Source organism: Rhodococcus sp. C26F, assembly GCF_053345925.1.
The window spans coordinates 159010-176456 of record NZ_JBKFBA010000002.1 but is presented as its reverse complement, the minus strand read 5'-3'; the positions used below and the strand labels follow the sequence as shown (position 1 = coordinate 176456).

Annotated in this window: 21 protein-coding genes; 8 read left to right on the top strand and 13 right to left on the bottom strand. The window is 68.3% G+C overall.

Annotation, left to right across the window (positions count from 1 at the left end; genetic code table 11):
• Position 1: 1 nt before the first annotated feature.
• Genes pucL through uraD form a run of 3 tightly spaced genes read right to left on the bottom strand, consistent with a single transcriptional unit; the run spans position 2 to position 1754 of the window.
• Positions 2-922: a factor-independent urate hydroxylase gene (gene pucL / locus ACLBYD_RS03925; protein WP_006550604.1), complete on the bottom strand. Its 921-nt coding sequence runs from the start codon at positions 920-922 to the stop codon at positions 2-4.
• 5 nt (positions 923-927) lie between these two features.
• Positions 928-1251, bottom strand: a complete 324-nt coding sequence (uraH, locus tag ACLBYD_RS03920; RefSeq protein WP_006550603.1) for a hydroxyisourate hydrolase — start codon at positions 1249-1251, stop codon at positions 928-930.
• Positions 1248-1754, bottom strand: a complete 507-nt coding sequence (gene uraD, locus ACLBYD_RS03915; RefSeq protein WP_072740536.1) for a 2-oxo-4-hydroxy-4-carboxy-5-ureidoimidazoline decarboxylase — start codon at positions 1752-1754, stop codon at positions 1248-1250. Before uraD ends, uraH begins: the two co-directional genes overlap by 4 nt.
• A gap of 221 nt (positions 1755-1975) precedes the next feature.
• Between uraD and ACLBYD_RS03910 the strand changes: the two genes are divergently transcribed.
• Positions 1976-2368, top strand: a complete 393-nt coding sequence (locus tag ACLBYD_RS03910) for a hypothetical protein (protein WP_024103407.1) — start codon at positions 1976-1978, stop codon at positions 2366-2368.
• 67 nt (positions 2369-2435) lie between these two features.
• Here ACLBYD_RS03910 and ACLBYD_RS03905 read toward each other — a convergent pair whose 3' ends face one another.
• Positions 2436-3326, bottom strand: a complete 891-nt coding sequence (locus ACLBYD_RS03905) for a sigma-70 family RNA polymerase sigma factor (protein WP_447815469.1) — start codon at positions 3324-3326, stop codon at positions 2436-2438.
• Positions 3327-3401: 75 nt separating this feature from the next.
• Between ACLBYD_RS03905 and ACLBYD_RS03900 the strand changes: the two genes are divergently transcribed.
• Positions 3402-3863 (top strand): carboxymuconolactone decarboxylase family protein, encoded by a 462-nt coding sequence (locus ACLBYD_RS03900; RefSeq protein ID WP_202399627.1) that lies wholly within the window; start codon positions 3402-3404, stop codon positions 3861-3863.
• A gap of 53 nt (positions 3864-3916) precedes the next feature.
• Here ACLBYD_RS03900 and ACLBYD_RS03895 read toward each other — a convergent pair whose 3' ends face one another.
• Positions 3917-5614 carry a fumarate hydratase gene (locus ACLBYD_RS03895; protein WP_447815468.1) on the bottom strand — a complete coding sequence of 566 codons (1698 nt, stop codon included), beginning with the start codon at positions 5612-5614 and terminating at the stop codon, positions 3917-3919.
• A gap of 281 nt (positions 5615-5895) precedes the next feature.
• On the opposite strand from ACLBYD_RS03895, the gene ACLBYD_RS03890 reads away from it, so the two are divergent.
• Positions 5896-6645 carry a CPBP family intramembrane glutamic endopeptidase gene (locus ACLBYD_RS03890; protein ID WP_085989295.1) on the top strand — a complete coding sequence of 250 codons (750 nt, stop codon included), beginning with the start codon at positions 5896-5898 and terminating at the stop codon, positions 6643-6645.
• A complete protein-coding gene (locus ACLBYD_RS03885; RefSeq protein ID WP_039586329.1) occupies positions 6645-7169 on the top strand; it encodes a 2'-5' RNA ligase family protein in 525 nt (174 codons plus the stop codon). The genes ACLBYD_RS03890 and ACLBYD_RS03885 overlap by 1 nt, the downstream gene beginning before the upstream one ends.
• Before the next feature lie 7 nt (positions 7170-7176).
• Here ACLBYD_RS03885 and ACLBYD_RS03880 read toward each other — a convergent pair whose 3' ends face one another.
• Positions 7177-7392 carry a hypothetical protein gene (locus ACLBYD_RS03880; RefSeq protein WP_026061451.1) on the bottom strand — a complete coding sequence of 72 codons (216 nt, stop codon included), beginning with the start codon at positions 7390-7392 and terminating at the stop codon, positions 7177-7179.
• A gap of 85 nt (positions 7393-7477) precedes the next feature.
• Positions 7478-8257, bottom strand: coding sequence for a helix-turn-helix domain-containing protein (locus tag ACLBYD_RS03875; protein WP_447815467.1), 780 nt, complete (start codon positions 8255-8257; stop codon positions 7478-7480).
• An 87-nt stretch (positions 8258-8344) separates the two neighbouring features.
• Here ACLBYD_RS03875 and ACLBYD_RS03870 point away from each other — a divergent pair, with 87 nt between their 5' ends.
• On the top strand, positions 8345-8686 hold the full coding sequence (locus ACLBYD_RS03870; protein WP_006550595.1) for a DUF1330 domain-containing protein: 342 nt from the start codon (positions 8345-8347) through the stop codon (positions 8684-8686).
• Position 8687: 1 nt separating this feature from the next.
• Here the strand turns inward: ACLBYD_RS03870 and mug are convergent, their stop codons facing one another.
• Positions 8688-9254 carry a G/U mismatch-specific DNA glycosylase gene (gene mug / locus ACLBYD_RS03865; RefSeq protein WP_447815466.1) on the bottom strand — a complete coding sequence of 189 codons (567 nt, stop codon included), beginning with the start codon at positions 9252-9254 and terminating at the stop codon, positions 8688-8690.
• A 25-nt stretch (positions 9255-9279) separates the two neighbouring features.
• A complete protein-coding gene (locus ACLBYD_RS03860; protein ID WP_447815465.1) occupies positions 9280-10665 on the bottom strand; it encodes a carotenoid oxygenase family protein in 1386 nt (461 codons plus the stop codon).
• A gap of 185 nt (positions 10666-10850) precedes the next feature.
• On the opposite strand from ACLBYD_RS03860, the gene ACLBYD_RS03855 reads away from it, so the two are divergent.
• Together ACLBYD_RS03855 and ACLBYD_RS03850 are read left to right on the top strand one after the other, a co-directional pair.
• Positions 10851-11783 (top strand): restriction endonuclease, encoded by a 933-nt coding sequence (locus tag ACLBYD_RS03855; RefSeq protein WP_016693627.1) that lies wholly within the window; start codon positions 10851-10853, stop codon positions 11781-11783.
• A gap of 125 nt (positions 11784-11908) precedes the next feature.
• Positions 11909-12667, top strand: coding sequence for a DUF1906 domain-containing protein (locus ACLBYD_RS03850; protein ID WP_447815464.1), 759 nt, complete (start codon positions 11909-11911; stop codon positions 12665-12667).
• On the opposite strand, the gene ACLBYD_RS03845 is transcribed toward ACLBYD_RS03850, so the two are convergent.
• The 3 genes from ACLBYD_RS03845 to ACLBYD_RS03835 all read right to left on the bottom strand — a co-directional run bounded on the left by ACLBYD_RS03845 (position 12664) and on the right by ACLBYD_RS03835 (position 15562).
• Positions 12664-14106 carry an MFS transporter gene (locus ACLBYD_RS03845; RefSeq protein WP_447815463.1) on the bottom strand — a complete coding sequence of 481 codons (1443 nt, stop codon included), beginning with the start codon at positions 14104-14106 and terminating at the stop codon, positions 12664-12666. The two genes, ACLBYD_RS03850 and ACLBYD_RS03845, sit on opposite strands and share 4 nt — an antisense overlap.
• Positions 14107-14264: 158 nt before the next feature.
• Positions 14265-14648: a hypothetical protein gene (locus ACLBYD_RS03840; RefSeq protein ID WP_174556298.1), complete on the bottom strand. Its 384-nt coding sequence runs from the start codon at positions 14646-14648 to the stop codon at positions 14265-14267.
• Between the two features lie 71 nt (positions 14649-14719).
• The gene (locus ACLBYD_RS03835) at positions 14720-15562 is read right to left on the bottom strand and encodes an Rv1157c family protein (RefSeq protein ID WP_447815667.1); all 843 of its coding nucleotides are present in this window, start codon (positions 15560-15562) and stop codon (positions 14720-14722) included.
• Between the two features lie 378 nt (positions 15563-15940).
• On the opposite strand from ACLBYD_RS03835, the gene ACLBYD_RS03830 reads away from it, so the two are divergent.
• Positions 15941-17194, top strand: a complete 1254-nt coding sequence (locus ACLBYD_RS03830) for a mannosyltransferase (protein WP_447815462.1) — start codon at positions 15941-15943, stop codon at positions 17192-17194.
• On the opposite strand, the gene ACLBYD_RS03825 is transcribed toward ACLBYD_RS03830, so the two are convergent.
• Positions 17130-17426: a 4a-hydroxytetrahydrobiopterin dehydratase gene (locus tag ACLBYD_RS03825; RefSeq protein ID WP_006550586.1), complete on the bottom strand. Its 297-nt coding sequence runs from the start codon at positions 17424-17426 to the stop codon at positions 17130-17132. The two genes, ACLBYD_RS03830 and ACLBYD_RS03825, sit on opposite strands and share 65 nt — an antisense overlap.
• Positions 17427-17447 lie beyond the last annotated feature (21 nt).

The window sequence follows — 17447 nt, the reverse complement described above, 5'->3', positions numbered from 1 at the left end:
GTCACATGGCGCCGGTGTAGGGCTCCCAGGAGATGCCGGCATCGGGGGCGTCCTCGCGCAGCACGCTCGCCTGGATCAGTCCGTAGGGCCGGTCGTCGGCGTGGAAGACCTCACCGGCGTTCTCGACTCCGAAACGTGCCAGGTCGTAGAGGAAGTGGTGCTTGTTCGGTGCGGACAGGCGGATCTCGGCGATCGATGGGTACCGCTCGAGCACGGCGCGGCCCATCTCGTACAGGCTCTGTTGCAGGGCCTTCGAATGCAGGTTCGCGAACACCTCGAGGAGGGTGGCGCGCACGCCCGCGTAGACGGTGTCCCAGTCGACGTCGGTCGATGCGAACCGCCAGCGCGCCTGGAGGCTCGTCGCCATGATGCGATCCTCCGCCGGTTCGAGAACCGTGTACGGGTCGGTGAGGAAGCCCTGGAACTCCGAGCCGGTGGACTTGAGGACGACGAGATCCTTCAGGCCGCCGACCACCCATTCGCGTCGGTCGGTCCCGGTGCCCTCGACGGTGATCGCGGCGGTGCGGACCTCGGATCCCTTGCGCGTCCAGGTGTGGTCGTGCTCGGCGCCGTCGACGACGACCCGCTCCCAGGCGTACTCCTCGATCTCGATGCGCGCCGAGCGGACGGGTTCGACGTCGTCGACGAAATGCCGCGCGAGCGCGAGGCCGTACTCCTCGACGAACTCGACGCCCTTCTCCTTGGCGTAGGAGTAGATGGTCTGCTTCTGGCTGTCGGTGGGCAGCACCGTGCCCTGATCTCCCTCGAGATGTGCGGCGTCGAAATCGCCGTGCAGGCAGGACGAGACGTTCAGGTCGCGGATCTCGTGCCGGTCGGTGTCGCGCACGATGCGCACCACCCGATTCTCGGCCTTGCCGTAGCGGTGCGGTCCGAGGACGATCTTGCCGGTCAGTTCGGTCATGGTGGTCAGCTCCCGCGGTAGGTGGAATACGAATAGGGCGACAGGAGGAGCGGCACGTGGAAGTGGCTGCTGCCCTCCGGGATACGGAAGGTGACGGTCACCTCCGGATAGAAGGACGCGACTCCGCGGCGCGAGAACCAGTCGCCGGTGGCGAAGGTCAGGTGGTAGGTGCCCTCGGGCAATGGATCGGTGAAACCGGTGAGACGACCGTCGTCGTCGGTGACACCGGCGCCCAACGAGGTTCCGTGCGTATCGGTGAGGGCGACGCGCAACCCCACCGCGGGGGCACCGGCCGTCGCGTCGAGCACGTGGGTACTCAGGGTGTTCATGCGCGGCTCCCTGCGGTCTCGATGACGATCCGCTCGAGGCGGAGTCGGGTGATCTCGGCGAGCGCCGCACGCATCTCGGCCTTCTCGCTCTCCGGGTCGTTGTCGAGGCGACGCTCGAGGATCTCCAGCAGTTCCGGCGCCGTGCGGCCGGCGGCGCGGACGAGGTAGACGTGCCCGAACCGTTCCTCGTATTCACGGTTGCCGGCGGCGAGCCGGTCGAGGATGTCGGCGTCGGCCGTGGCGACGGCGGACTGCTCGCGACGGGAAGCAGCGTGTTCGCTGCGTTCGCCGATGCGCGGGTGGCCGGCGAGGGCGTCGGTGAGGTCGTCACCGTCGAGGTTCTCGGCCGCGGCAGCGGCGGCGGTGAGCAGCACGGTGCGCGAACCGAACGGGCGCGCTGCGACGACGGAGTACGCCCATGTCCGGCTCGAACAGCAGTCGAGCAACAGAGCGACGGCCTCGTCCTCGGGCATCGCATCGAACCGGGCCGTTGTGAGCTGCACGGACCCTCCTTTCGTCGGTGCATTCGATACTGTCCGGTGGGCGTGCGGCGGGGGAGGTGCAAGCGCTACAGAGTTCGGTTCGCCGCGGGTGCGCCGGTTGGATGATCGGCCAACGAGGTGGTTGCGTCTTGAACGTTTTTCTGGAATAGTTCCAGTTATTGGATTTATTCCAGAAAAAGTGGGCGACCCGGGTGGGGTCGCAGGGTTGAAGGAGTGATCACATGTTCACCGCCGACCGTCCTCGAGCAGTGACGCTTCCGCCGGTCGTGCTCGGCGGACTGCGACCTCTCTACCGGCAGATGGTCCGCAACAACGTTCCGGCCGCATCGTTCGAGCACACCGCCGGACGGGCCGTCTTCGACGTCTGCCTGATCGCGGGGGAGCACGGCCCGCAGCTGCAGGTCCGCGCCCGCGACTTCGGGATCGACTTCACGCTCGCGATGACCACGCATTTCCGTATCGCGCCCGTGATGAGCGACGACCAGTACCGCGCACTGTGCTCGGTGCTCGCACCCGGCGCCGAACCGGCACCGGGCATCGTCCTCGACTTCCTGCAGCAGGTGGTCGTGCAGTCGCCCGCGGTGCTCGCGCGGACGCATACCTGCGCTGCCTGACGAGCACACGACGGTTCGAGCCCGGTGGGATCACTCCCGCCGGGCTCGACCCGTATCGGAGCAGGTGTCAGAGCAGAGCCGTGTCGAACGTGGTGATCGCCTCGGGATCCGCGATCACCTCGAGCGCCACGATGCGACCGTCCTCGACGGTGAAGCGGAACACCGACCGCACGATCCCGCCCGGCGCCCACGCCGCCCCGGGCACACCGTCGATCGTCGCGGGCACCGCGCCGCGTGCGCGGCCGTGGAAGGCGTGTGCCACCGCGTCGGCGCCGCGCAGTTCCGGCTCGAGTGCGGGGCCACCGTGCAGCCGGCCCGTCTCGGCATTCGCTGCCGCCACGGTGTCGGCGCGGAGCACCACGTCGGGATCGAGCACCGCGAGCAGATCCTCGAAGCGGCCCTCGCGGGCCGCGACGAGGAAGGCGTCGACCACCCGACGCGGATCCCCGGCCCCCGCTGACGTCGTACGTGCACCGCGCACCCGTCTCCGCGCACGACTGGCGAGCTGACGCGTCGCGGCTGCGGATCGGCCCACGACGGGCGCGATCTCGTCGAACGGCATGCCGAACATGTCGTGTAGCACGAAGGCGAGACGTTCGGCGGGACCGAGCGCGTCGAGGACCACCATCATCGCGATACCGATCGAATCTGCAAGCACTGCTTCGTCTTCCGGCGCCTCGGAGCTGTCGTTCCGTCGAGGCGGTTCGACGGGTTCACCGACGACGACCTCGTGACGCGCCGAACGTGCGCGCAGCATGTCGAGGCACACGCGGCTCATCACGGTGGTGAGCCAGCCGCCGAGATTGTCCACGGAATCGGTGTCGGCGCGGGCGACCTTCAACCACGTCTCCTGCACCGCATCGTCCGCCTCCGCAGCCGACCCCAGCATCCGGAAACCGACCGCGCGCAAGCGCTCGCGGTGTGCGTCGAACTCCCTCGCCAGAAATTCCTCGTCCATCGTCGTCACATTCTTCCGTCGGGATCCGTCAAGGAAGTGACGGATCCCGAAGAACCGATGTGACAGGAGCAGGCGATGGAAGCACGAATGAACAATCCCGTGATGGTGCTGCCCGGCACCCTCGACGCGTTGCAGGCCGCGGGCCGGACCTACGAGAACACCGGGCTCCCGGCCCGCACGGTCCACCTGGTGCACCTGCGGGCCAGCCAGATCAACGGGTGCAGCTTCTGCGTGGAGATGCACACGCGTGAAGCACTGGACGACGGGGAGAGCGTCGAGCGGCTCACGGCTATCGCGGCCTGGCGCGAATCGCGACGATTCACCGAGGCCGAGCGCGCCGCACTCGCGCTCACCGAGGCCGTCACGCGGATCGCCGACCGGCCGGAATCCGTCTCCGACGAGGTGTGGGACGCCGCGGCCGACATCTACGACGAGAAGCAGCTGGCCGCGCTGGTCATGCAGATCGCGACGATCAACATGTGGAACCGGGTCAACGCCACGATCCGGCAACCGGCCGGAGCAGCACCCCGGAGCTGACATCACGAACGGCCCNGGGCCGTTCGGAGTAGTGCGTCTACAGCGAGCCGGGTCTACAGACCGGGTCGCTTGCCGACCGTGAGCGTGACCTCGCCGGTGTGCGCGAAGAAGTCGTTGCCCTTGTCGTCGACGACGATGAATGCGGGGAAGTCCTCGACCTCGATCTTCCAGACCGCTTCCATGCCGAGCTCTTTGTACTCGACGACCTCGACGTTCTTGATGCAGTCGAGCGCCAGACGCGCGGCCGGACCGCCGATCGAACCGAGGTAGAAGCCGCCGTACTTGTGGCATGCGTCGGTGACCTGCTTGGAGCGGTTGCCCTTCGCGAGCATCACCATCGAGCCGCCGGCGGCCTGGAACTGGTCGACGTAGGAGTCCATGCGACCGGCCGTCGTCGGGCCGAACGAACCCGACGCCAGGCCCTCGGGGGTCTTCGCCGGACCGGCGTAGTAGACCGGGTGATCCTTCAGGTACTGCGGCATCTCCTCACCACGGTCGAGGCGCTCCTTGATCTTCGCGTGCGCGATGTCGCGCGCGACGACCAGCGGACCGGTGAGCGACAGGCGCGTCTTGACCGGGTGCTTGGACAGCTCGGCGAGGATCTCCGGCATCGGCCGGGTGAGGTCGATCTTGACCGCGGCACCCTTGCCGGTGCCCGAGACGCCCGACGTCTCGGAGTCGAGCTGGCTGTCGGTGACCTCGGGCAGGAACTGACCGGGGTTGAACTCGAGCTGCTCGAGGAAGACACCCTCGGGCGTGATCTTGGCCTTGGCCTGGCGGTCGGCCGAGCAGGAGACGGCGATCGCGACGGGCAGCGACGCGCCGTGGCGTGGCAGGCGGACGACGCGGACGTCGTGGCAGAAGTACTTGCCACCGAACTGCGCGCCGATGCCGATCTTCTGGGTGAGCTCGAAGACCTTCTTCTCGAGTTCGAGATCGCGGAAGCCGCGGCCGGTGATGGCACCCTCGGTGGGCAGCTCGTCGAGGTAGTGCGCCGAGGCGTACTTGGCCGTCTTGAGCGCGAACTCGGCGGAGGTGCCGCCGACGACGATCGCGAGGTGGTAGGGCGGGCACGCCGCGGTGCCGAGCGACCGGATCTTGGCCTCGAGGAACTGCATCATCGAGTCCGGGTTCAGGATGGCCTTCGTCTCCTGGTACAGGTACGACTTGTTGGCCGATCCGCCGCCCTTGGCCATGAACAGGAACTTGTAGGCGTTCTCGTGGCCCTTCGCGGTGTCCGCGTACAGCTCGATCTGCGCCGGCAGGTTGTTGCCCGTGTTCTTCTCGTCCCACATCGTCAGCGGGGCGTTCTGCGAGTACCGCAGGTTCAACTTCGTGTACGCGTCGTACACACCGCGCGCGATGGACTCCTCGTCGTCACCCGGGGTGAGCACCTGCTGGCCGCGCTTGCCCATGACGATGGCGGTGCCGGTGTCCTGGCACATGGGCAGCACGCCGCCGGCGGCAATGTTTGCGTTCTTCAGGAGGTCGAGCGCAACGAACTTGTCGTTGTTCGACGCCTCGGAGTCCTCGAGGATGCTCGCCAGCTGCTTCAGGTGATCCGTGCGCAGGTAATGGGAGATGTCGTGCAGCGCGGTCTCGGTGAGCAGGCGCAGGGCCTCGGGCTCCACCTTCAGGAAGGTGCGGCCGTCGGGTCCTTCGACGGTGGACACCCCCTCGGTGGTCAGCAACCGATACTCGGTGGGGTCTTCCCCGATCGGCAGCAGGTCCTCGTAGAGGAAGTCGGCCATTGTTTCTCCTGGAAGAGGGCTGATGATCGCCGTACACGTTAGCGGCGCCGACGCAAGGCCTTGACAACGGGGCATGTGACGGACTCGACCTGCAGACTGGATGTGACTTGCGTCTCGCGACTTTCGGCGGCGTGTTTATGTCGCCGACGACCGGAAATCCCGCAAGGAAGTCGAGGCCGGAGTGTTCGCCGTCACGGCGGCCGGCAGGCCCCGATCCGTACACTTGACCGGATGTTCGAGAGTTTCCGGAGGGATCGCACGTGACCGTAGAAATCGAACGGTTGCCCTCGCCCGAGACCGGACGCCTGCCGTCGCTGGCCTGGCTTCCCCGTTTCCACGCCTGGATCGATCTCGCCGTCGTGATCGCGGTGCTCGTCACCACCAACCTGATCGCCCACTTCACCACGGCGTGGGCGTCGATCGCGACCGTGCCGATCGCAGCATGCGTGCTGGTCGCGATGATGCGTCGACGCGGCATGCGCTGGTCGGAACTCGGCCTCTCACCCCGGCACTGGAAGAAGGGGACGCTCTACTCGGTAGCAGCCGTGGCCCTCGTCCTGGCGGTGGTGGCGATCGGCATCGCCCTGCCGTTCACCAGGCAGTTCTTCCTCTCCGAGCGCTACGCCACGATCTCCGGTGCCCTCGTCGCCTCGATGATCATCATCCCGCTCCAGACCGTCATCCCCGAGGAACTCGCCTTCCGCGGGGTGCTCCACGGAACCCTCGAGCGAGTGTGGGGCGCACGCGGGGTCTTCGCCGCGGGATCCCTGCTGTTCGGACTGTGGCACGTCGCCTCGTCGTTCGGTCTCACGGCGGGTAACGCCGGCCTCAGCGCCTTCCTCGGTGCCGGCCTGCTCGCGCAGATCGCCGGCATCGTCGGCGCGGTGATCGCGACCGCCGCCGCGGGCTTCGTCTTCACGTGGCTGCGTCGTCGCAGCGGCAGCATCCTCGCGCCCATCGCCCTGCACTGGTCGCTCAACGGCGCCGGTGCCCTCGCCGCCGCGCTCGTCTGGCACGCCACACTCAACTGATGGCGCTGGCGGTCTGTCTCCTGTTCGACACCGAGACCGACCGCGCGATCCGGCGCCTGTGGGGCCGGCTCGAGGAGAGCGGCATCCCGACCCTGCTCACCCACACGCACCGCAAGCACGTGCCGCACCTGTCGTACGCGGTACTGCGGACCTACGACCGGGCCGCCGTCGTCTCGGCCCTCGAGGGCGTGCCCGACGGGGGACCGGTCCCGGTCTACATCGACACGCTCGGGCTGTTCCGGCGCGGCCGGGCGTCGCTCGTGCCCGCCCCCTCGTCCGAACTCGTGCAGCGACAGGACCGCGTCGTGCGGGTCGTGGAGACGACGGGAGCGGACCTGCACCGCTACTACGTCCCGGGACGCTGGACCCCGCACTGTTCGCTGAGTCCCCGAACCCGGCGTGAGGAACTCGACCGTCTGGGCGCGGTCGTCTACGACGTGCTGCCCATCGAAGCGACACTCGATCGCGCGGTGCTGATCGACACCGCCACCGGCGAGCACACGCCGCTACGGATGATCCCGTGAGGGAAACTCACTCCTCGGGGTTCTCCACCCACGGTCCGTACGGGGGTGGGCCCTCGCTCTGGATCTGCAGGCCGAAGTGCGGACAGTGCTTCCACACGTAGCCGTGCAGGACGTGTTCTTCCGACGTCGCGGTGTTCATCAGTACGAGGTCGCCGCTGGGGCGGTGTTCGAGGGCGAAGCCGGACTCCCGCTGATCGAGAACCCACCATTTCGCAGTGCTCATGTCGGTGTCCTCCGCATGATCCGCTCGGCAGACGCGCACCTCCCACGTTAGCGCGGAAACCGTTCGTGATCGGCCGATTCGGCGATCACGATCCGTTCAGGACCCGGGCCGTCGCCTCGTCGGCGGGATAGAACGCCTCGATCGCCAGTTCCGACACCGTCACGTCGAGCGGGGTCCCGAAGAGGGTGGTCGTGCTGAAGAACGACAACTCGCCGGCCTCGGTCCGCAACCGCATCGGCACGACCAGCGAATGCGGTTCGATCTCCTCGACCGGATCGTCGCAGGGATAACCGGCGAGTTCGTCGTACAGGCGCAGCAGGACAGGGTCGGCGGTCGCACCGATCTGGTGTTGCAGCCGGGCGAGCAGATGACCGCGCCACTGCCCGAGATCGACGATGCGCGGCGCCAGTCCCCGCGGGTGCAGAGTGAGTCGCAGCACGTTGATCGGCGGTTCCAGCAGTTCCGGAGCACACCCCTCGACGAACACCCCGATGGCGTCGTTGGAATCGACCATCGTCCAGTGCCGGTCGACGACGAGTGCGGGAAAGGGGTGGTGCGACGACAGGATTCGCGTGATCGCGTCGGAGATCGCCGCCATCGGCATATCGCCGAGGTGATGCTCGGGGTAGACAGGCGCATGTCCCGCCGCGACCAGGATGGTGTTGCGTTCGCGCAGCGGGATGTCCAGCCGGTCGCTCAGCTTCAGCACGGTCGCGCGTGACGGGCGGGACCGGCCGGTCTCGACGAAGCTGAGATGCCGCGACGAGATGCCGGCGGTGTGGGCCAGGGCGAGCTGGCTCAGGCCGCGGCGCTCGCGCCATGCCCGCAGCAGGGCGCCGGCGTGGGGAGTGTCGACCGTGGTCATGCACCCGACAGTAGAGCCGGCCGGGAACGGTCACCATTACTTCCGGGGTAATCGATTCCGTGCACGACGCGGCGCAGGGTGGTCCCCATGAACGCATACGCAGTGGCTCATCTCCGCAACGTCGACCTCAACGACGACATCGTCCGGTACATCGAGACCATCGACGACACCCTCGCCCCGTACGACGGACGCTTCCTCGTCCACGGCGTCGACCCCGAAGGGATGGAAGGACCCTTCGAGGGGAACCTCGTGATCATCGAATTCCCCGACGTCGACCGTGCCCGGTCCTGGTACGAATCCCCGGAGTACCAGGCGATCCTCCCGCTCCGCACCGAGAACTCCGAGGGATGGGCGGTCGTCGTGCAGGGCACACCGCCCGGCTACCGCGCCACCCACTTCCTCGACAAGGTGTTCGGCGCTCAGCGGTAGTTCAGGACAGGATGCCGGCCGCCCGGGCCGGTTCGGCGTAGGCCCGCGCCAGCGACTCCACCGTCTCGTGGGCGTTCAACCCGCTCGGATTGGGCACCACCCACAACGGGACGTCGCCGATCGTGTCGTCCTGCCGCCCGGCCTTCGCCTTGCGCCGGCCGAAGGCCGCGCGGTAGGCGGTGATGCCCGCGACCGCCACGGCGCGAGGGCGGAACTCCGCCACCACGTTCGCCAGATGGCGTCCGCCCTCACGCAGCTCCTCGTCGGCGAGCTCGTCGGCGCGGGCCGTCGCACGCGGCGCCAGGTTCGTGATGCCGACACCCCGCTCGAGCAGGTGATCGCGGTCGGCGTCGCTCATACCGGACGACGCGTCGATCAGCCGGTCGACGATGCCGGCACGGAACAGGGCGGGGTAGAAGCGATTTCCGGGCCGCGCGAAGTGGGCTCCCGTCGCCGCGGTCCACAATCCCGGATTGATGCCGACGAACAACAGGCGGCAACCGGGCGCGACGAGATCGGGGATCACCGCATCGCGGAAGGACTCGAGTTCGGCTCGTGTGAAACCCATCCACCCAAACTAGCCGGAGCGACGCTCAGTCCGGCGGGAGCCAGGCTCCGTGCAGGCCGGCCGGGACACGGATCGGCAGACGGACCCGCGCGATCGGCCCCGAGGCCGGGTCGGTCTCGGGGAAGACGAGGAACCAACTCGTCATGTCCGCCCGATCGGTCGCGATCGCGCCCCAGTAGCCGCCCGAATCACCCGAGAGATAGGCGGGTTCGCCGGGGGAGAGGGTCTCGTGTGCCCAGACTGCTTCGGTCCCGGACGCCACATCGAACCAGAAGAGCGAATCAGCTGCTCCCGCAGGGAGTTTCTGCGACCTGCTGCGCCCGATGGTCGCGACGACGGAGTGGCCGAGGGTCATCGACCGGTCGTCGATGCGGGGGAACTCGATGTCTCGTTCGTGCAGGGTCGTGCGGGTCACCCCGTCGCGACCGATCACGGCGCGTCGCAGGACGGACCGGTTCGGACCTGCCTTCTCGGTCAACGCGCCCGGATACGCCCACTCCACGTAGTCGAGCGCGACGTCACCGTCGGGCAGGTCGAACGCGTTGGCGGTATGCCACATCCAGAAGGTGTCGCTCGAGAACCACCGCACCGCACCGCCGTCGCGGGGGACGAGCGCAACCCGCGTTCCGAGCTCCGGCTTCCAGTCGAGCGGCGACCCGCCGGAGAAGATCTGCGAGAGATCGAACACGAGCGGGGCCAGGACCAGAACGACGTAGGTCGGTGTCAACGCCATGTCGTGGATCATCAACGGCCGGTCGACGCCGTCGATCGGGGTCGGCGCGCGCGTCACCGTCCCGTCCGGTGCGACCACCGACCAGGTCAGATACGGCGGGTCGAGCATGTAGCAGAAGGCGACCATCTCGCCGGTGTGCGGATCGATCTTCGGGTGCGCCGTCAGCCCGACCGGCAGGGTTCCGTCGAAGGTCTCGCGTCCGAGCGTCTCGAGGTCGGAACCCAGGGTGTACGGCGGTGACGCCTCGGCCATCGCCATGAGCCGCCCGCCGTGCCGGACGATGTTGATGTCCGGCAGTTCGCGCATGGTGTTCGCGAGGTCGGGCCCGACCTCCTCCTCGGGAGGGAAGTACGGATCGGTGATGCCGGCCCACAGGGCGCGACCGGCCTTCTCCTCCGCGACGACCTGCGGGGTGCGCACGAACCGGTTCGTGTAGCGCGCGGTGCCCTCGGAGATCTGCACGCGATGGACCATGCCGTCGCCGTCGATCGGGTAGACGTAGTGGCCGATCGGGTCGAAGCGCGGATTGGGCCCGTTGCGGAGATAGCTCCCGTGCAGATCGGCGGGGAGTTCCCCGTGGACCTCGAGATCGCGGACGTCCACTTCCTCGCGTTGAGGCGCGAACAGGCCACTGAGATGCGGATGGTGTGCCAGATCGACAGGCGCCGGACGTTGCATGGCGACTCGCTTCGGTGGAGGCGAAATTCTTCCGTGGGGAAATCGTAGGACCGGGAAGGGCGATCGGTTCGTGATTCGGCGCGCCCGATCCCGCACCCGCGGACAGGGGCCGTGCATCGGATAGGGTTGTTGCCTACGTGCAGGACCGATAGTGCGGCCGCACGGCCGCGACGTTAGGGGAAGGTGTGCAGCGCCGGAACGCGATCGGAAACTCCGTCCGGAACACCGGAGGTGGCGAGGCCACGTTGCCGCCGTACACGGATCTTCTCTGGCCGACCGTGCAGGCGGTGATCGAGCTCGGCGGATCCGGCGTCATCGAGGAGATCGACTCCGCCGTGATCGCCCGGACCGGACTGTCCGAGGAAGCACAGGCGGTACTCCACGGCGACGGCCCCGGAACGGAGATCGAATACCGGCTGGCCTGGGCCCGGACGTACCTCAAGGGCATGGGCCTGCTGTCGAACACGCGCCGCGGTGTGTGGAGCGTGACCGACCGCGGCCGCGCTGTGCGCGAGTCGGAGATCAAGCCCATGCAGGTCGCGTACACGGCCGAGAAGCGCCGCAAGCGCATGGTGCGGAACGTCTCACAGGGCGCCCAGGTCGTGCCGCTCGCGGCCGCCCCCGAGGATCCCGAACTGTGGCGCGAACCGGTCCTCGGTGCCGTCGCCGACCTGTCGGAGGACGGTTTCGAACGGCTCGCCACCGCGGTGCTGCGCGCGGCCGGATTCACCACCCTGACGATTCCGGCTCCGGGCGGATCCCACGCCCCCGAGGGCCATGTCGAGGGCACCGGAGTCCTGCGCGTGTCGCTGCTGAGCTTCTCCGTCTTCTTCCGCTTCCTGCGGGCACCGGAGAAGGCGGGTGCCGACGTGGTCCGCGAGTTCCGCGCCGCGATGGTCGGGCGGGGCGAGAAGGGCCTGCTCGTGACCACCGGATCGTTCACCGAGGACGCGCGCGCTGAAGCCCACCGGCACGGTGCCCCGCCGATCGATCTCGTCGACGGCGACGGGTTGTGCGATCTGCTCAAGGAGCACGGTCTCGGTGTCCGTTCCACGGTGCGGACGATCGAGGACGTCTCCCTGGTGCCGGCCTTCTTCGCCGAACTGTCCGGCCGCTGACCTCGTAGCGCCGTCGCGATATCGGCTGCCGCGACCTGTCGAATTCCCGGTGTGGCCGGTGGGACGCCTGTGATTGTGATGCAATACGGCGGACGTACGGACGGCAATACGAAGGACAGGTTGCGATGACCCTTTCGCGGCGGGACATGTTGCGGTACGCGACGCTCGGATCGGGCGTCGCGTTGATCTCTGCGCTCGGCGCACCTGGCCTGGCCCAGGGGCGCCCGGTGCTCGGGACCATCATCGACTACTCGGCCGCCGTGCCGTCGCCCTCGTCGATCCGCGCCGCCGGCCATATCGGCGCCATCCGGTACGTGTCCGACGCACGCCCCGACGCGGCGTGGATGCGCGCGAAGCCGCTCACCGGACGGGAAGCGGACGCGCTGGTCGACAGCGGCCTCGAAGTGGTCTCGTGCTACCAGTACGGCAAGGCCGAAACCGCCGACTGGCTCGGTGGTTACGAGGCGGGTCTGAAGCACGCCCGGCGCGGCCTCGACCTCCACTACGCGGCCGGTGGCCCGGAGAACCGGCCGATCTACGCCTCGATCGACGACAACCCGACCTTCGAGCAGTTCACCCTCCAGGTCGTGCCGTACCTGCTGGGCTGGCAGGAAGTGGTCGGCGCCGGAAATCTCGGTGTGTATGCCAACTCGCCGACCATCGACTGGGCGTCGGCGATCTCCCTCGGGTCCTTCTACTGGCAGCACGACTGGGGCACGCCCAAGGGGTACGTGCATCCGCGGGCGAACCTGCACCAGATCCCGGGCGAGGTCCGGATCGAGGGCATCGGCGTCGACATCAACCACGTGCTCACGCCCGACTACGGCCAGTGGTCGCTCGCCGGCAGCGCACCGAGTTCGGACCCGGGACTCCTGGGAAGTTAGCGCTCGGGTCGGGTCTCGTCGACGGGTCGCACGGAGCGGCCCGGCGGCGGGATGAGGACCGTGAAGACCAGCGCCACCACTGCCGCGCCCACCGCCACCAGGAAGCTGACGCGGAAACCTTCGAGGGCGGGCACCACGGAGTCGCCGATGCGCTGGGTCATCGCCGCCAGCATCACACCCACCACCGCTGCGGCGCTCGTCGTGCCGATCGACCGCATCAGGGTGTTGAGGCTGTTGGCCGCGGCGGACTCGCGCAACGGCACGGCGCCCATGATGAGCGCGGGCATCGCCGCGTAGGCGAGACCCACACCGGCGCCGATGAGCATCGAGGCGCCGACGATGTGCCAGACCTCCTGGTACAGCACGTACGCCATCAGATAGCCGAGGCCTACGAGCACTGCGCCGCAGCCGAGGGTCACGCGGGCGCCGAACCGCGTCGTGATGCGCGCCGAGACGGGGGACAGCGCCATCATGACGAGTCCGGCGGGGGCGAGCGCGATCCCGGCGGTGACCATCGTCTGCCCGAAACCGTAACCGGTCTCCGTCGGCGCCATCAGCAGCTGCGGAAACGCCAGGATGTTCGAGTACATCGAGAACCCGAGCGCGACCGACGCGAGATTCGTCATGAGGATCGGCCGGCGGGCGGACAGTCGAAGGTCCACGAGCGGACGCGATATCCGCAGTTCGTACAGGCCCCAGCCGACGAACACCACGAGTGCCCCGGCGAGCATCCCGAGGGTGGCCGGGGCGGTCCAACCCCAGTCGTTGCCCTTGGTGACCGGCAGCAGCAACAACACGAGGGCGACGGAGAGCAACAGTGCCCCGGCGACGTCGAAGCGTCCCGGATTGCGTTGCGACGATTCGGGCACGACGAACAGGATCGCGGCGATCCCGATGAGCCCGAGGACCAGTGACGCGACGAACAGCATGTGCCAGTCGGTCGCCTGGGCGACGAAGGCCGCGGTGGGAAGGCCGATCGCGCCGCCGACACCCATCGTGGCGCTGATGGTGGCCATGGCGCCCGGGAGTCGCCGGGAGGGCAGCTCGTCGCGCAGGATCGCGATACCGAGCGGGATCGCGCCCATCGCGGCGCCCTGGAGAGCCCGGCCGACCACGAGCGGGACGAGGGTCGTCGCGAGCGCGCAGACCGCCGAACCGAGCACCATGAGCGAGAGCGAGGTCAGCAGCATCCGGCGTTTGCCGAACATGTCGCCGAGGCGACCGCTGATGGGGGTGACGACCGCGCCGGCGAGCAGAGTCGCCGTCACAGCCCAGGACGTGTTCTCGGGTGACGCGCCGACGAGCACCGGCAGCCGGGGGAGGATCGGGACGATCAGGGTCTGCATGAGCGCGACGCTGATACCGACGGTCGCGAGGACCGGCACGATGCCACGCGGGGCAGGAATCTCCCGGGTGGAGAGCGGTGTCTCTACGGCCATGCGGCTCCTCGGTCCGGGGCCGGGGTGACGCGGCCTACGACGACAATTTGTGCGCAATACGAACGACGCTGCCATCGTTGTCTAACACGGCAGGGCCGTCGATCCCTAGTACCCTCCCGCCTTCCGGTCCTGCGTGGCCGTTCGACCGGCGTCCGGTGTCAGGACTGACAGTGCTTGTCGGGCTCGGATTCGTCGACGGTGATCGAGAGCGGCGGATGCTCGTCGGGCGCGGAATGATCGCCGCGCCACGCCAGCAGCGACCAGCGCGACAGGCCGGACAGTGCCGAGCCGAGACTCGCGAACGACAGTGAGGACAACGCCGAACCGAACGACCCGACGGAGCCGATGGACAGGACCGACCCGCAGCTACCGATCGACAGGATCGAGTACGAGGAACCGATCGACAGGATCGACCGCTCCGAGGCGATCGACAGGATCGAGCGGTGAGAGAGGAGCGAGCGGCGGGAATTCACGGACGCGGCGCCGGCCGGGTGCCGCAGACGACGCTGCTTCGACGGGATGCGCGACGCGGTGAAGGCCATGCTCCGGTCTATCACGCCCGGCGTCGACGGGGGAAGACACGAAGGCNNNNGGCCTTCGGTGAGTACGTGAATCAGGGAACGGCGACGAGACCCACGGTGGGCAGGAAGGTGCACGAACGCGGATCGGCGCCCTCGTCCTGCGTGGTGATTCCACCGGAGATCACGGCGAGGACCTGACCCGAACCGGTGTCGGCGATCGCGCTCAGCGTGGTCGGGCCGTCGGGGTTGATCTTCGCGTCGTTGGTGAGCGGCTGCGTGCCTGTGCGTCCGTTGGAGACGTTGACCCAGCTCAGGGTGAGCGGCTGCTGCTGTTCGCCGGCGGCGGGTGCGGTGCCCAGCGCGGTGAAGACGAAGCCGGTCTGGCCTGCGCCCGGTCCGGGAGGGGGAAGGTGCGACGGACCCGCGACCGCGAGGGCGGTGCCCACGGAGTCCTGGCTGTCGCCGATGCAGCCCTTGCCGATCGTCGGGTAGAGGAACTGCGAGATCACCACGGCGCCGGGCTCGGGGATCTCGGGTCCGCCGCCGCCGCTGCCGTCGAGGAAGGTGATGACGCGCTGGAGCGTGCTCTTCACCGACTCGGGGAGCTCGGAGTTCGCGAGCAGTTCCTTGGCCTGCGCCAGCAGGTCGTTCTTGCCGTCGGCCGCGTCGGCGACATCGGCGGGGCCCGCGGCCGCACCGATGATCGCGGGCGCGAGGGAAGCCAGGGCCTCGACCTCTTCGGGGTTCGCCCGGACCCCGGCGAGCAGGTCGGTCAACGACTCGACGGAAAGATCAGCGGGAATCTCGAACTGGGGCAGTTCGACGAGCCCTGCCAGATCCGGCAGCGCGGGTGGCGCCGGTTGCGCGACGGCCTGCGTAGGCACGGCCAATCCCGCGGTGGCGGCGAGTGCGCACAGCGTGAGCGCCCGTCGCATTCCTCGAGTACGAAGCACTGTTCCCCATCCTTGTCGTTGAAGCATCCGGTTGTTCGGGACGAACGACCGGATGCTGACGGCTCGAGGGGACACTCTATGGACCCCCCGCACACGGGACAAGCCTGCCGTTTCGGAACGGCGCGCCCATCGCTGGTTCGGGATTCTAACCACGGGGTGTTCCGTCCCTCGGATCCTGTCGAACATAACGCGTTCGACCTGAGAAGATTGTGACTGTAGATGAAATCGTTACGGGAGTGAACTCCGGTTCGTTTGCATGCCTATCGGAACGGTAATCTCCTTCGCCGGGTCCGGTTCACCGGACGGACGTTCGACGGGAGAGGCCGCACCGCAGTGCCACGAGGGTTTCCTTCGCACCGGATGTGGTGGTGCGCGGCGTTACTGGCGCTGTCCGTCGTCGTCCGGCTCGCCTGGGGATTCATCACTCCCAACGGCATGAACCTCGTCGACCTGCACGTCTACGTCGACGGATCGGCCGCTCTGCTGCAGGGCGACCTCTACGGGTTCACCTATTCGGAGGACACCCCCGACTTCCCCCTGCCGTTCACCTATCCACCCTTCGCCGCGCTCGTCTTCCTGCCCCTGCACCTGATCCCGTTCGGGATCCTGGGCGTGGCCTGGCAGCTGCTGACGGTCGCGGCGCTGTTCGCCGTCGTGTGGATCTCCCTCGAACTCGTCATGGGCGCGCGGGCACGGAGCCGGTCGTGGGTCGGTGTCGCGATGCTGTGGACGGCTGCGGGCATATGGACCGAGCCGGTACGCACGACCCTCGACTACGGCCAGATCAACGTCTTTCTCGTCCTCGGCGTGATGCTCGCGGCCCGCAGTTCCCGATGGTGGCTGTCGGGTGGACTCGTCGGCGTGCTCGCCGGGATCAAGCTCACGCCCGCCATCACCGGACTGTACTTCCTCGCGCAGCGACGCTGGCGGGAGGCGGTGTTCTCCGCGGTCGTCTTCGTGGGGACCGTCCTGGTGAGCCTGCTCGTGCTCGGCTCCCAGGCCGCCACCTATTTCGGGTCCCTCTTCGGCGACGCGGATCGGATCGGGCCGGTCGTGTCGGTGTGGAACCAGTCGCTGCGCGGAGCGCTGGGTCGTCTCGCGGGTGAGGACGTCGGACTCGGGCCGGTGTGGCTGGTCGGCGTCGTCGTCTGCGCGGTCCTCGCGTTCGCGGCGTGGCGGTCGCTGGAACCGCTGGCCGACGGAACGCGCGACCGTCTCGGCACGCTGCTGATCGTGCAGCTGTTCGGTCTGCTCGTCTCGCCCATCTCGTGGGTCCACCACTGGGTGTGGGTGGTCCCGTTGCTGCTGTGGCTTCTCTACGGACCCTTGGCGCGGTCGCTCGGAGCCCGCATCGTCGCCGCGTGCTGGGCCGCGGTCACGCTGATCGGCGTTCCGTGGGTACTGAGTACGGCGCAGAACTCGATCTGGGACGTCGAACGTCCCGCTCCGCTCGCCTGGCTCGGCGCCGTCAACGTGGTCGGTGTCCTCGCCGTCTACGTCGTCGTGATCCTCGCGGCCCGGGGACGTGAGGAGCAGGACGAACGGGTGACTACAGACCCGAGCGCCGTGCCTCCTCGTCGATCCGACGCGCAAGAGCCGGATCCGACTCCGTGATGCCACCGGCGGAATGCGTGCTCAACGCGAAGGTCACCTTCCGCCACCTGATGTCGATGTCCGGATGGTGATTCGCCTCCTCGGCGACGACGGCCACCCGGTCGACGAGCGCGATCGCGTCGGGGAAGGTGGGCGCCTCGATGGTGCGGACCAGCGACTGTCCCGCGCGGTGCCAGTGCGGCAACTCGGCCAGCGCGGCGTCGATCTCTCCGTCCGTCAGCAGCTGGGACATGACTCATTCTGGGACGATGCA